Annotated in this window: 13 protein-coding genes; 1 reads left to right on the top strand and 12 read right to left on the bottom strand. The window is 43.3% G+C overall.

Translation table 11 applies throughout. The features are described 5' to 3' along the window. Window positions 1-61 precede the first annotated feature (61 nt). The 12 genes from accC to BTV98_RS04950 all read right to left on the bottom strand — a co-directional run bounded on the left by accC (window position 62) and on the right by BTV98_RS04950 (window position 12,845). Complete coding sequence (gene accC, locus BTV98_RS05005; protein WP_058369835.1) at window positions 62-1,408, bottom strand: acetyl-CoA carboxylase biotin carboxylase subunit; 1,347 nt, start codon at window positions 1,406-1,408, stop codon at window positions 62-64. Window positions 1,409-1,464: 56 nt separating this feature from the next. After that, the gene (gene accB, locus BTV98_RS05000) at window positions 1,465-1,983 is read right to left on the bottom strand and encodes an acetyl-CoA carboxylase biotin carboxyl carrier protein (protein ID WP_058369836.1); all 519 of its coding nucleotides are present in this window, start codon (window positions 1,981-1,983) and stop codon (window positions 1,465-1,467) included. 224 nt (window positions 1,984-2,207) lie between these two features. Next, on the bottom strand, window positions 2,208-3,431 hold the full coding sequence (gene pobA / locus BTV98_RS04995; RefSeq protein ID WP_075103063.1) for a 4-hydroxybenzoate 3-monooxygenase: 1,224 nt from the start codon (window positions 3,429-3,431) through the stop codon (window positions 2,208-2,210). A 67-nt stretch (window positions 3,432-3,498) separates the two neighbouring features. Then, the gene (gene pcaG, locus BTV98_RS04990; protein WP_075103062.1) at window positions 3,499-4,122 is read right to left on the bottom strand and encodes a protocatechuate 3,4-dioxygenase subunit alpha; all 624 of its coding nucleotides are present in this window, start codon (window positions 4,120-4,122) and stop codon (window positions 3,499-3,501) included. Between the two features lie 3 nt (window positions 4,123-4,125). After that, window positions 4,126-4,854 (bottom strand): protocatechuate 3,4-dioxygenase subunit beta, encoded by a 729-nt coding sequence (gene pcaH, locus BTV98_RS04985; RefSeq protein ID WP_058369882.1) that lies wholly within the window; start codon window positions 4,852-4,854, stop codon window positions 4,126-4,128. Between the two features lie 51 nt (window positions 4,855-4,905). Further along, a complete protein-coding gene (locus tag BTV98_RS04980; RefSeq protein WP_075103061.1) occupies window positions 4,906-6,078 on the bottom strand; it encodes an alpha/beta fold hydrolase in 1,173 nt (390 codons plus the stop codon). Window positions 6,079-6,114: 36 nt separating this feature from the next. Next, a complete protein-coding gene (locus tag BTV98_RS04975; protein WP_058369812.1) occupies window positions 6,115-6,894 on the bottom strand; it encodes a class II aldolase/adducin family protein in 780 nt (259 codons plus the stop codon). 26 nt (window positions 6,895-6,920) lie between these two features. Beyond that, on the bottom strand, window positions 6,921-7,841 hold the full coding sequence (locus BTV98_RS04970) for a TauD/TfdA family dioxygenase (RefSeq protein ID WP_058369811.1): 921 nt from the start codon (window positions 7,839-7,841) through the stop codon (window positions 6,921-6,923). Between the two features lie 106 nt (window positions 7,842-7,947). After that, window positions 7,948-8,979: a TRAP transporter substrate-binding protein gene (locus BTV98_RS04965; RefSeq protein WP_227511815.1), complete on the bottom strand. Its 1,032-nt coding sequence runs from the start codon at window positions 8,977-8,979 to the stop codon at window positions 7,948-7,950. A gap of 145 nt (window positions 8,980-9,124) precedes the next feature. Then, window positions 9,125-10,204, bottom strand: coding sequence for a TRAP transporter substrate-binding protein (locus BTV98_RS04960; protein ID WP_227511814.1), 1,080 nt, complete (start codon window positions 10,202-10,204; stop codon window positions 9,125-9,127). A gap of 76 nt (window positions 10,205-10,280) precedes the next feature. Then, entirely contained in the window at window positions 10,281-11,351 is a 1,071-nt protein-coding gene (gene dctP / locus BTV98_RS04955; protein ID WP_058369810.1) for a TRAP transporter substrate-binding protein, read from the bottom strand. A gap of 123 nt (window positions 11,352-11,474) precedes the next feature. Continuing rightward, window positions 11,475-12,845: a lyase family protein gene (locus BTV98_RS04950; RefSeq protein ID WP_058369809.1), complete on the bottom strand. Its 1,371-nt coding sequence runs from the start codon at window positions 12,843-12,845 to the stop codon at window positions 11,475-11,477. A gap of 34 nt (window positions 12,846-12,879) precedes the next feature. Between BTV98_RS04950 and BTV98_RS04945 the strand changes: the two genes are divergently transcribed. Further along, on the top strand, window positions 12,880-13,668 hold the full coding sequence (locus BTV98_RS04945; RefSeq protein WP_058369808.1) for an IclR family transcriptional regulator C-terminal domain-containing protein: 789 nt from the start codon (window positions 12,880-12,882) through the stop codon (window positions 13,666-13,668). Window positions 13,669-13,944: the final 276 nt, after the last annotated feature.

The following is a 13,944-nucleotide window of genomic DNA, read 5'->3' as shown; positions in this document are numbered from 1 at the left end:
TCCGTTATCTTTGTTTCTCATTTCGGCTTCAGATCTATTTTTAGAAATATTAAAGCTCAATTTAGATATTCTCTTTTATCCATTCGGTCAGATAATGAATACTCACTTGACCCTGACAAAACGCTTTATCTTTAAACAACCGCTCGTGAAGGCTGATATTGGTATCAATGCCTATAATTTGCGCTTCTGATAAGGCCGCTTGCATCTTTTTAATCGCCGCCTCCCTTGAGTGATCATGCACGCATATTTTCGCTATTAAACTGTCATAAGAGGGCGGAACGGTATAGTTCGACTCGATATGGCTATCGACTCGAATACCAAGCCCTTCTGGCATATGACAGTAATCTATACGGCCAGCATTGGGCAAAAAGGTATCCGGATTTTCAGCATTAATACGGCACTCAAAAGCGTGTCCATTGATAACGATATCGCTTTGTTTATGCGCAAGCTCTAACCCTGCGGCTACTCGTATTTGTTCTTGGACGATATCGACCCCAGTGACCATCTCGGTGATTGGATGCTCAACCTGAATACGTGTATTCATCTCGATAAAAAAGAACTCACCATTTTCGTATAAAAACTCAAACGTCCCCGCACCTCTATATTTCATTTGTTGGCAGGCAGTCGCGCAAGCTTGACCTATCCGCTGTCTTTGTTCATCTGTGATACCTGGCGCTGGCGCTTCCTCTATCACTTTTTGGTGGCGGCGCTGCATAGAGCAATCGCGCTCACCAAGATAGATAGCATTGCCGTGGGTATCAGATAGCACTTGGATTTCGATATGGCGCGGCGCTTGTAGGTACTTTTCGAGATAAACAATAGCACTACCAAAATTGGCTTTGGCTTCTGTTTGCGTCATAGAAATAGCGGATAATAAATCGGCCTCTTTTTCTACGACGCGCATACCGCGGCCACCACCGCCACTCGCCGCTTTAATAATAACGGGATAGCCAACATCACTTGCAATCTTGATTATCTGAGCGCTATCTGCGGGCAAAGCACCTTCGGAACCCGGCACACAAGGCACACTTGCGGCAATCATCTGTTTTTTGGCAGCGACCTTGTCTCCCATCTGTCTGATATTATCTGCGGTCGGTCCGATAAAAATGAGACCAGACTTTTCAATCAAATCTGCAAATTCAGCATTTTCGGACAAAAACCCATAGCCTGAGTGAATGGCGTCAGCGTTGGTCATTTTTGCCGCGGCGACAATGGCTCTTTGATTTAAGTAGCTGTGTGTTGCATTAGCAGGCCCAATACATATACTCTCATCAGCGAGGCGAACTGGGAGTGAGTCTTTATCTGACTCCGAATGCGCTATGACTGACTGAATACCCAGCTGTTTGCAAGCTCGCACAATGCGTAGGGCAATCTCGCCACGGTTAGCAATTAAGATTTTTGAGAACATGTCGGTCTTCCTAAGCTGGTCTTCATAGAAAATACAGTAAGTAAGATGAACCAATCTCAGTTGGCTGGTTCAATGACAAACAAGGCCTGTCCATATTCTACGACATCACCTTCATCTACTAGTACGTCTTTGATAGTACAAGCAAAATCAGCTTTGACCTCATGCATCATTTTCATAGCCTCGATGATACATAGCGTCTGTCCCTCATCTACCTTATCCTCTGCTTTAACAAACTCGTCAGCAGTAGGCTCTGAGCGCCGATAAAAAGTTCCTAGCATAGGTGCTGTTACTCGATTTTGGGCGTCTTCATTTACCTCTTTTTTATTGAGAACTGCATCGCTATCATTAACAGCGTTTTGACTGCTCTCAGCGCTTGTCATTGTTCGCTGTGTTGAGCCGGAGGTGCTAGCAAGATTGCGCTTGTTGTTATTGTTGTTATCACTGATATCTTTGTTGTCATCAGAGCGACATACTATAGAGATGCACGCGTCACCATCCGTTACTTCTAAGGAATTTATGTTAGAGCGTTCAGCTATTTTGATGAGCTTTTCAAGGTCAGGAAAGTTAATATTCATATGACTAGCTATTCCATTAGAGTGAAAGAAAACGATTAGTTTATTTGGTACATTGAATAATTACGTTTAAACGTAGCACAACTGCTGTACTCAATCGTAGCAGTTGTGTGTTATAAGAGTTTGGAAAAACATATGGGTTTTTAAATAATAAAAAGGCCTTTAATACTATAGTAAACATAGCATTAAAAGCCTTTTCGTTTTAAGTATAAACTAGTATTTATAGACTATTCCAATGCCTCACACGGCAAGCCCACATAATTTTCTGCAATGGTTGTCTTACCTGCTTCTGAGTTAATAAAGTAGTCAAACTCAGCTTGCTGCACACGGAAATCAAAACGACCCGCACTTTGGAAACGATGTAATAACATAGTCATCCACCACGAGAAACGTACCGCTTTCCAGACCCGTGCCAAACATATTTCTTGATAGCGTGGAATCAGATCAGTACGCCCTTCTTTGTAGATTTTTGCAAATAGACGAAAGGCAGTCTCTACATCACTGGCAGCAAGGTTCAAGCCTTTCGCCCCAGTCGGCGGTACGATGTGCGCGGCATCCCCTAACAAAAACACTTTGCCATACTGCATGGTTTCACATACATAAGAGCGCAATGGAGCGATACTCATCTCCAATGCTGGGCCAGTCACTAAGCGTTCAGCCATTTCTGGTGGAATACGGCGCTTTAACTCATCCCAAAACTTTTCTTCATTCCAGTTCTCTATTTTGTCTGTATCAGGCACTTGGATGTAATAACGACTTCTGGTCGGGGAACGCATTGAACACAGTGCAAAGCCGCGTTCATGGGCGCAATAAACCAACTCATCATTGACTGGTGGCGTATCACTCATCAAACCTAGCCAGCCAAATGGATAGGTTTTTTCATATTCTTCTAATTTACTAGCAGGAATGGATTTGCGCGAAACGCCGTGAAAGCCATCACACCCAGCAATATAATCGCAATCTACACGAAATATTTCATCTTTATGTTGGTAAGTCACATAAGGGCTGTCTGACTCAATATCATGTAGCTTGACATTATCCGCTTGATACACTGTGATAGCGCCTGCTTTTTCACGTTCCTCCATCAAATCGCGAGTGACTTCTGTCTGACCGTACACAATCACATGTTTGCCACCGCTGTATTTTTCGAGGTCCAACTGATAGTGCTCACCTTGAAAACTAAAGTCTGTGTGAGTATGTATTAAGCCCTCTTTGTCCATACGCATGCCAGCACCCGCTTCACGAATGAGGTCTGCTGTACCTTGCTCTAACACACCTGCACGAATACGTCCCAATACATACTCACCTGATTGACGTTCTAAGATGATATTGTCGATACCAGCTTTGGTCAATAACTGCCCAAGTAACAAACCAGATGGACCTGCACCAATGATGGCAACTTGAGTTTTGGTGGTTACTTGTGCATTTGAAGTTGCCTGCGTCTTAGTCATGAAATCCCTCTCTATATTTAATAAAGTCCGTTTAGAGTCCTATGCCGCCCCAATGTTAAAAGTCAAATTAAAAGTCAAAAAAGACCGTTTCGTCGTCACCTTGCAAGTGTATGTCAAATCGATAACGGGGTTTTCCATTGTTCGACTCTTTTACTGCTATCAGCGTTTTGCGGCGTACAGGCGACGGGACTCTGTTTAAGATTGGACAATCTTCATTAGCAGTCTCTTCGTCATCAAAGTACGCTCTGGTCTGCAAATGAAGATTGATACCACGTGCAAAAATAGCAATATTGATATGAGGCGCCATTGATTTACCGTCGAAATCTACTTGCCCAGGTTTAATCGTATTAAAATAAAAGTCACCATCCATCGCACAGGCACTACGACCGAAACCGCTAAAGGGTTTTTTATTATCAAAATCAGCAACATAGTTACCGTGGCTATCAGCTTGCCAAATCTCAATTAAGGCGTCATGTACTAAGTCACCATTGCCATCATATACAGAGCCAACCAGTTCGATATGCTCACCCTCGGCATTTTCTTTAGCCAAATCCTGCCATATCTCGTCTGATCTTGACTCAAAGCCTGCAATCTCTAACGCTAACCCGATATGGACGAAAGGCCCTGCCGTTTGTGAGGCTGTTTCACGCAGTAAACCCGTCTCGTCTTGTGATTTGTATTGGCTATACATGTTTTACTCCTCAAAATAGGTTTGTAATGCGCCGCGAACGACCACATCGAAACGATACGCTAGGTAGTCCATCGGTTTGCTCATAGCCATATCCAAGCGCGCAATCATCGTTTCTACCGCTTCTGGGTCTTTTAATACCTGTACGATTGGGCACAGTGGAACCAATGGATCACCTTCAAAGTACATTTGAGTAATTAAGCGAGTCGAGATCGACGGTCCCATGACTGAGACGTGAATATGCGCAGGACGCCAGGTGTTAATACCGTTTGGCCAAGGATAAGGACCAGGTCGCACTGTACGAAAACGATAGCGACCATCAGCATCTGTCATACAACGGCCGACCCCGCCAAAATTTGGATCAAGAGGTGCAAGGTAGCTGTCCTTTTTATGACGATAACGGCCCCCAGCATTGGCTTGCCACATCTCAACTAGTGTATTGGGAACTGGCTTGCCAAACTGATCAATCACACGACCATGTACTACAATACGCTCACCAATAGGTAAGCCTGCTTGTGAGCCTTCTGTACGAAAATTCATCAATAAATCATTATCATGTTGACCCATGTCTAAGTTATGAAAGACAGGACCACTGCGCTCTGAGGGGCTGGCATTTTGAATACTAACTAATGCTTGACGCGGAGAACGAGAAACTGAGGTTTTATAACCTGGTGTATACTGTGCAGGTTGCCATGCACGGTCGCGCGCGACAAAATAAGGATAGTTTTGACTCATTAGGAGTATCTCCATTTTTATAAAAGGCTTAGAGCATTGAATATTTTAATATTAGGATATTGCATCACCCCAGCCATTTTCTTTAGCTAAAGAAAACGCATGATTGGCCGCTGGTACACCAGCATAGATAGACACATGCATCAGTACTTGACGCAACTGAGCTTCGGTAATACCCAAACGCTGCGCTGTGCGTAAATGCAATCCCAATTCACCATCGCGCCCTAGTGCTGCTAATATAGCGGTCGTAATCATACTACGCTGCTGAAAAGTCAAACTGGGATCTCCCCATAGCTCGCCCCATGCATTACGAGTAATAAACTGTTGAAACGGACTGTCTAGCGTCGTGGCATTCTTAGACGCTCTTTCGACATGAGCGTCCCCAAGAATGCGTTTACGTTGTACAAGCCCTTGCTCATAGCTGACACCTGTTTGACCGACGGTCGCACGAGCAGCATTGGTTTGAATATAGTCGACTAGCTGACTTGGTGCCTCAACTGACGGCACATGCCCCACCCCTGCAAATACGGTTAAGTGGGCATCAGGAAAAGCCGTCTGTAATGCTTCTAAAGTAGCAGGAGGGGTCGACACATCCTCCGAACCAGCAAGTAAGGCAACACTTTTAGCATAGCTTGCTAGTTTGTCGCGGTTATCGACTTGTGCCAATGCTTCACAAAGCTTGGCATAGCTCTCATCATCGCTGCGTAACAATTGTACTTGCCAGCCTTGTAGCGTTTCGGGGTATTGTTTAGCATAGCTTGGAGCGAACCAACGTGTCACGATGCCTTCAGCCATCTCAGCCAAGCCTAAATGACGGACATTTTTGGCACGTTCGGCCCAAGCTTCTTTAGTACCGATGACAGCACCAGTGTTGGTTAACCATACTTGCTCTAAGCGCTCAGGTGCTATCTGACATAAGCTTTGACCGATGACACCGCCAATCGATGTACCGATAAAACTAAAGCTCTCAATCTCTAGCGTATCGGCTAAGGCAAGTACATCGTAAGCCAGCACTTCTGCAGAGACATCATCTGCTGCGACCCCACTACGACCGTGTCCCGGTAAGTCCCAGCGGATACAACGATAGTGTCCGTGTAATTGGTCACAGAGTTTATCCCAGACGTCACGACTCATCCCAAGTGGATGCGCCATAAATAATGCTGGTAGATAAGCCTCACCACTATCTTGATAAGCGATAAGGTGTACGTCGGTTGCAAAAAATGCCATGCTTGTTCTCCTGCGCGTGTAACTTTCAAAGAGCGATTACTTATCCCAATTTGGATCCAATCTATTCATCAAGCGATAGTAAGCGGGCCATTCAGGCAATCTCACTGCAGCACCAGCTTGAGCGTCACCACCTTCAAATTGCTCTCTTGTTTTTCTCATAGCATCATCACTTACTTGAATCATCTCTCCTCCCGATGCCATGGCTTTTAACTGCACTTGACATCCTTGAATGATTTGATACATTCTCATAAATGCCCAAGATACGTCAGGTCCAGTCGTGATAACCCCATGATTATTCAGCATCAAAGTGTGATTGGTCGGTCCAAGTGAAGCTATCAGTCGTTGCTGTTCGCTCTCATCTAACACAATACCTTCAAAATTGTGATAACCAATTCGATCGTAGAACATAAACGCTTCTTGGTATAAAGGCATAAAACCGCACTTTAATGCGCTTACCGCTTGGATATCAGTATTGTGAGTATGCATAACACAGTGTACATCCGGCCTACCCTTATGAAGCGCAGTATGAATCACATTGCCTGCCTGATTGATAGGATAAGGTGAGTCGTCGACCTTATTTCCATCAAAGTCAATTTTGACTAAGTTTGACGGTTTTATTTCACTATATAGCAGCCCAAAAGCATTAATAAGTAAATGATCAGTACCGGGTATCCTATAAGAAATATGATTGTAGACTTGAGTCGTCCAACCATAGTAATCAACCATTCTATAGCACAGCGCCAATTCGACTCGAGCTTGCCACTCAACGTCACTATAGCCTGGCGGGGTTACTGTAGATGCAAAAATATCTTCCATAATACAATCCTATTACTATAATTCTATTATACTGGTCTCTCGCCCATGACAATCGCACGATACATCTCACGTCTATAACCATCATAGTCATTAAAAGCTTGATGCAAGCAAATCCTGTTATCCCACATAATAACGGTATTATTTTCCCATCTTAATCGGCAAGTAAAAGACTCTTGTGTCGCAAAGCTCGATAAAAAATCAAGCAAAGGTCGCGCCTCATCTTCTGTCATGCCTTCTATCCCGCAAGCATAAATCTTGTCGACATACAGTGACTTTTCACCTGACACGGGATGGGTTCTGACCATTGGATGATAAAAACCTTCTAGCATTTGCTGGGTATTCAAATCAAGCTCGATATTGCCAATGGCGCCTACTTTACCTGACTCTTGAGATTGCTTTTCTGATTGCATATTGGCAAGGACTTTTTTACCACTCATCCATACTTTTAGTGGCGCTATCATCTCTTGCATTGCTGGGCTTAAAGAGTTATAAGCTAACACAGCATTGGCGAACATCGTATCTCCACCGTATGGTGGTATATCTACCCCATAATTAATGGCAATAGAAGGTGGGCACTCTAAAAAAGCTGAATCGACATGCCAGCCACTGCCAAACACGCTTTTGGTAGTTACGCTTGCTTCTTTAATAAGCGGTTGAATATTTGGATGACCAGGAACACCAGTAGTATAGGCATCTGTCCCGAACTCACCAAGTTGAAGAATCAGATTTTCATGATCGGTAAAGCTTATTTCCTGATCTCTGAAAAAGATCATTTTGTGTCTATAAAGGGCATCTTCGATCTCAGCCATGACATCGTCACTGACATCGCTTAAATTTACGCCTCTAATCTCTGCGCCCATAGCAGAAGCTAAAGGATGGGCAGTAATATGCTGATAATCTTTTGCACTATTATCAAAAAGTCCTGTGGGGTGAACACTATTAACCATTTTTAATCCCTTAAAAATTATTAAGATTGAGTTTTACTACATCAACTAAAAAATAAAGACATGCTTTAACTATAATATTGACGTTCAATAACGAAGACTATGACCGTCAAACCTTACAAGCAGCGCTAACTGCTTTGACTTTTTCGTAAACACCATCCGCATCTAAACCTAAAGCGCTAACATCTCTGAGATATTTTTGTGTGCCCTCTATTAAAGGACCTCTCCAATCAGGATCATTAAGTGGGTCAGGTATATCGACCATAATATCTCCTTTTGCACGCGCCTCTTCCATAAACTTGGCATCTTCTCTATCCGTCATCTTTCCTGCGATGTCAGCCATTACCCGTCCTGAATTGTCATCGATAATCTTTTGCAGATCGGCAGATAAAGCTTCATACTTATCCTTATTCATCGTCACTAATAGTGCTGAATTGTAAAAAGGAATATTGGTATGAGCATTGGCTAATTCTGTGATTCTAAAGTCGCCGGTGGGCTGCCAAGGAAAGCTTAGCCCATCAATAACGCCTCGCTGTAACGAGGTATAAATATCAGGAGCAGGCAAACCAACAGGAGAGCCACCAGTAGCTTCAATAATGTCCCCTGCAATAGCTGAAGGACGACGTATACGCATCCCCTTCATATCTTCTGGCACGCGAATAGCCTTATCAACGGTATGTAGAGCCGCTGGGCCTGCGCCCATTAAAAACAACAAATGCGTGTCTTCGTATTCGCTAGCGATAGTGCCATCATCATACAGAGTTTGTAGCATACAGCTCATCTGTACCGCTGAATTAGACAGGCCCGGTAATTCTGCTATTTGAGTCAATGGAAAACGCCCAGCAGTATATCCGTGAGCTTGTGCGCCGATATCAATAGTGCCCTTTGCAGCAGAGTCATAGGTCACATCAGGCTTACTTAAGGTCGCAGAAGGATAGATTTCAACTTTTAACTGCCCATTTGATTCAGTCTCGAGCTTTTTAGCCCATGGCTCAAATACCTCAGTCTGCATGGCAGAAGTTGCTGGCCAAAAATGTGAAAACCTTAAAACTGTCGTATCCGCTGCTGAAGATTCCACACTGGCCGCTTGTTCATTGTCACCAGATTGGGAACAAGCTGATATGCCCAGTGTTAACGTCATAAGTAACGACATTGCGCTCATTTTAGTTTTGATAGACATCCTTATCTCATCCTTGTAGATAGGCTAAAACCTTTCATAATTATCGTATATAACTTGCTCTAATGCTTCCTTCTAACAATTGGCTCTGCCAACTGACTCTTACAAGCTAGGTCTTACAAGCAACGCTCGCTTCTTGAGCCTCTTTGTAAACGCCTTGTGCGTCTAATCCAAGCGCTTCCACATTATTGAGGTATTTTTCAATTTCTGTCTTAAGTATACCGCTCCAAGCAGGATCGTTTAATGGATCCGGAATCTCTATCATCGTATCGCCGCGAGCTTTGGACTCAACTTTAACCCTAATATCTTCACTATCGAATAAGCCGCCAGCAACCTTTGCCATCTCCATACCTGAGTTGTCATCGATGACTTTTTTGAGATCATCAGGCAAGCTCTCATACTTATCTTTATTCATGGTCACTAATAATGCTGAGCTGTATAAGGGTATGGTCGTATGCGTGTTGGTCAATTCCGCTAACTTAAAGGCGCCTGCCGCATCCCAAGGCGTGCTCACCCCATCTATTACCCCGCGTTGCAAGGAAGTATATTGATCAGATGCTGGCATACCAACAGGTGTGCCGCCTGCCGCTTCGATAATATTAGCCGCTATCTCTAACGGGCGGCGAATACGCATGCCTTTGAGATCTTCTGGTTTACGAATAGGTTTATCAATCGTATGAAAAACGCCAGGTCCTGAAGCCATCATAAATAGCGGATGGGTATCCTCATACTCATCTGCTATCACATCATCGTTGTACAAGGTTTGTAGCATACAGCTTAATTGAGCACCTGAGCTTGACAGACCGGGTAGCTGAGTAATCTCAGTCAATGGAAAACGGCCGCTAATATAGCCCTGAACTTGCGCCCCTATATCAACAGTACCTTTAGCAGTCGAGTCATAAGTAATATCAGGTTTACTTAGAGTGGCTGAGGGGTAAATCTCAACTTTTAGCCTACCCTCTGAGTCTGTTTCAATCTTTTTGGCCCAAGGCTCAAACACATCGGTATGCAAAGCTGCTGTAGATGGCCAAAAGTGTGAAAAACGCAGCGTCGTAACATCCTGCGTCGCTACATCTGCTGAGCCTGAATCGGTATTGACACCTTGCTCAGATTGATTAGAGCAACCTGACATGCCTAACGCCATTAGCAAAGATAAAGGTATGACGCCCATCTTAATTTTAAAAAACATCTTTATCACATCCTTGTAGATAAATTAAAATCATGCAAACTTCTTGTATAAGATTAGTCTATTATGATTTTATAAACTAGGCTTTACATGCAGCGCTGGCTTCTTTGGCTTTTTGATACACTGCTTGAGCGTCCAAACCAAGGGCCTCAGTGTCTTTTAGATATTTTTGTGTCCCAGCTTCCAATGGTGCGCTCCATGCAGGATCATTTAATGGATCAGGGATATCTATCATGGTATCGCCTTTGGCTTTGGCCTCAGCCATAAATTTGGCATCCTCACCATCAAACACTTCGCCAGCCATAGCAGCCATCTCCATACCGGAGTTGTCATCGATGACCTTTTTGAGATCATCAGGTAAGCTTTCATATTTGTCTTTATTCATCGTCACCATGATAGCGGAGCTATAAAAAGGCATATTGGTATGAGTGTTTACAAGCTCAATGAGTTTAAATGAACCAGTCGCATCCCACGGCAGACTTAGGCCATCTAACACACCGCGTTGCAGCGAAGTATAAAGATCAGGGGCTGGTAGACCGACAGGCGTGCCTCCCGCCGCTTCAATAATGTCACCTGCGATGGCAGAAGGACGGCGGATACGTAAGCCTTTTAAGTCCTCTGGTTTGCGAATCTCTTTATCGATTGTATGAATACCTCCAGGACCAGTACCCATCATAAATAGCAAATGCGTGTCTTCATATTCGCTCGAAATCACCCCATCATCATATAAGGTCTGTAGCATACAGTTCATTTGGGTGGCTGAATTTGAGAGACCAGGAAGCTCTGTTATTTGAGTCAATGGAAAGCGACCATTCGTATAACCTTGGAGTTGAGAGCCAATATCGACAGTACCTTTAGCAGCGGCATCGTAGGCAGCGTCAGCTTTACTGAGTGTTGCAGAAGGAAAGATTTCAACTTTTAGGCGACCATTTGACTCTTCTTCAATCTGTTTTGCCCAAGGTTCAAAAACATCTTTATGCGTCGCTGAAGTCGCTGGCCAAAAGTGAGCAAAGCGTAATGTGGTCGCCTCCTGAGAACTTGACGCAGTATCGCCATTGGTAGCATCGCTAGCAGTATCATTCGATGTTGAACAGCCCGTAAGACTCATCAGAGCGGTCAACGCCATACTAATAGGAAGCGTTTTTTTCATCATAAGTTCCTTTTTTGATGATCAAAGATAAATGTACTAAGATTTTCGTAACTTGTTCTATATAAGAATTCTTGTTCGTATAGTGAATTAACGTAACCCTTTTCTAAGCTTCTGTCAATGTGGTTATTTGTTTATTCTGGATGAATTTGAAACTATTGTTTCGATTGCTCGTAATGTGAGCTGACATTGTCTATCTGCTGCACCGCAGTAAGTCAAAGGAGATAGAAGTGTTGCAAGCTCATTTGTGTCATTATCGCTATCATCTACCAATAACTCTGTTGTGAACTCAAAGAAAGTTTGCACAAAGCCTTTGTGTTCTCTATGTGCTTGTTGGCTAGCTTGTTCTATTAAAGGATAGATTCGCTCTTGACGGTCTAAAAAATGGCGTTTTAAAGGTTCGATGAGATACGCATCACTATTCAAATCAAGATTGGCCGCCATGCGCTCGGGGTGTACTTGTACTCCTTGTAACAACGTTTTTAGATAATCGGCGGCACCAGCGACCAAAGCGACGCCTTCCATTAAAGGCATCCAGCTCGCATGCCACTGGCCCAACGCACGCTCAAAAGGCTGAGCGGTTGTGTTGCTAATCACACTTAGATGCCCGTGCATTCTTAACGTAGCGGTCTTAATTAAAGCACACAACACAGGGTTACGTTTATGCGGCATCGATGATGAGCCGCCCATTCCTTCAATAGCAGGTTCAGCCAACTCACCCAATTCAGACTGACACATTAAGGCTATATCCTCAACGATATTTTCCATAGCGCCAGCACAAGCATCCAACCCAGAAGCAAGCGCATGAATAGGTTGCCTATTTGTATGCCAAGGCAGTAATGGCAACGATAGTCCGAGTAATGTCGCCACTTGCTGAGGCAATTCATGACGTTCATTTTCTTCATTACCAACCCCAACAGGGCCGCCCCATTGTAAATAAAAACCTGCTTGCTCTAATTGCATTAAATTTGGCAAAACAGCGATTAGTGATGCTGCCCACTGAGAGGCCTTTACCCCAAAAGTAATTGGTAGTGCTTGTTGCAACAATGTCCTACCTGCCATCGGTGTGGCACGGTGAGTTTCAATCAATACAGCGCAAGCTTGAAGCACATTAAGCAAATCATCATTGATACGCTGTAGAGCTGGCTTAAGCATCATCATCATCGCTGTATCAATGACATCTTGACTGGTAACGGTCTGATGAAAATACGGTTTTATGTCTTGAGGTAATAAGGCTTTGGCTTGTGCTATGAAAGGAATAGCCGCATTACCGCCAAGGTAAGTTTGCGCCCCAATCTTATCAATATCAAACAAATCTATCGCTAACGCTGCTTTAGTTTGCTGTAGAATGCCTGCTGGAATAAGGCTATGATATTCTCTGACCTCTATAATGGCCAGCTCAAAATCCAACATAGCCTGCACAAACAAACGATCAGAAAAGCGCTTTGCAATATCAGAATGTATAAAAGGCTGATTGATTAATTGAGTAATTTTCATTTAGAATCTCTAATTTTGGTAATCATTGAATAGCATGTATAAAGAACAAGATGAGAAAATACCTGTAGATAGTCCAGATTTTGTTGCATCGCTTGCGGCAGGGATGAGTGTATTACTGACTTTTGATGAAAACCACTCTAGTATGACGTTGAGCGAAGTAGCCGAGCGCGCCAAGATAGATCGAGCAAAGGCTCGACGTTATCTATTAACCTTGCATGCTCTTGGTTACGTTCATAAAAGTAAGCGTCAGTTTAGTTTGACCCCGAAAACGCTAAGCCTTGGCGCCAGTTATTTAAGCGGCGTCCATCATCACGATATTATTCAGTTTTATTTAGAACGCGTCACTGAAAAAACGGGTGAATCTTGTTCGTTTGCCGTACTGGATGATGATGAAGTGGTATATATCGCCCGATCTGCGGCTGAACATCGCTTGATGTCTATTACTCTCGCGATTGGCACGAGACTACCTGCAGCTTATACCTCTATGGGTCGCGCGATACTTGCCAGTCTTCCTGATGAACCGCTTAAAGATTATATTAATAACGTTGAGCTATGCGCTCATACGCCCTACAGTATTACCGATCGTAATCAGCTCAGTCAGGCGCTAAAAGAAGCTAAAGATCAGCAATACGTCGTGGTAAATCAAGAGCTAGATACAGGTCTGCTATCGCTAGCACTTCCAGTCTATAAAGCAAATAACGAACTCATTGGCGCTATTAATATTAGCACCAATGCCCTTCGTATCTCTCATGACGTATTAATCGAACAGTTTTTACCAATACTACGTGATTGTGCTGCAAAAATCCAAACCTACTATATTTAAACGAGTAGTTTAAATAAGAGAGTCAGTTGCCACAATGACCTAAAACCGAGAGGAATAACCAAGGTCTATCGCTGATAAATAAACCATAATTCCACAATAAATCATACGCTTACATTCTGCTCTCTAAGTTTAATTGAAATGAAGCTATAATCCTTAAAACAAAAAAGGCTTACAGGTAATTGTAAGCCTTTTTTGTTTTCTAATATTTAATTCATTAATGCTACTAATTGTAATTTCTTTGTAGTAATATAAATCCTGACCAAATGGTCAACTATG

It is taken from the genome of Psychrobacter sp. Cmf 22.2 (genome assembly GCF_001921745.1).
In the GTDB taxonomy this organism is placed as follows: Bacteria; Pseudomonadota; Gammaproteobacteria; order Pseudomonadales; family Moraxellaceae; genus Psychrobacter.
The sequence above is the reverse complement of the archived record's forward strand: the minus strand, read 5'-3'. Positions and strand labels throughout refer to the sequence as shown.

Coding starts and splice junctions, on each gene's coding strand:
- accC (WP_058369835.1), bottom strand. CDS start 1,408: ATGTTCTCAAAAATCTTAATTGCTAACCGTGGCGAGATTGCCCTACGC.
- accB (WP_058369836.1), bottom strand. CDS start 1,983: ATGAATATTAACTTTCCTGACCTTGAAAAGCTCATCAAAATAGCTGAA.
- pobA (WP_075103063.1), bottom strand. CDS start 3,431: ATGACTAAGACGCAGGCAACTTCAAATGCACAAGTAACCACCAAAACT.
- pcaG (WP_075103062.1), bottom strand. CDS start 4,122: ATGTATAGCCAATACAAATCACAAGACGAGACGGGTTTACTGCGTGAA.
- pcaH (WP_058369882.1), bottom strand. CDS start 4,854: ATGAGTCAAAACTATCCTTATTTTGTCGCGCGCGACCGTGCATGGCAA.
- BTV98_RS04980 (WP_075103061.1), bottom strand. CDS start 6,078: ATGGCATTTTTTGCAACCGACGTACACCTTATCGCTTATCAAGATAGT.
- BTV98_RS04975 (WP_058369812.1), bottom strand. CDS start 6,894: ATGGAAGATATTTTTGCATCTACAGTAACCCCGCCAGGCTATAGTGAC.
- BTV98_RS04970 (WP_058369811.1), bottom strand. CDS start 7,841: ATGGTTAATAGTGTTCACCCCACAGGACTTTTTGATAATAGTGCAAAA.
- BTV98_RS04965 (WP_227511815.1), bottom strand. CDS start 8,979: ATGACGTTAACACTGGGCATATCAGCTTGTTCCCAATCTGGTGACAAT.
- BTV98_RS04960 (WP_227511814.1), bottom strand. CDS start 10,204: ATGTTTTTTAAAATTAAGATGGGCGTCATACCTTTATCTTTGCTAATG.
- dctP (WP_058369810.1), bottom strand. CDS start 11,351: ATGAAAAAAACGCTTCCTATTAGTATGGCGTTGACCGCTCTGATGAGT.
- BTV98_RS04950 (WP_058369809.1), bottom strand. CDS start 12,845: ATGAAAATTACTCAATTAATCAATCAGCCTTTTATACATTCTGATATT.
- BTV98_RS04945 (WP_058369808.1), top strand. CDS start 12,880: ATGTATAAAGAACAAGATGAGAAAATACCTGTAGATAGTCCAGATTTT.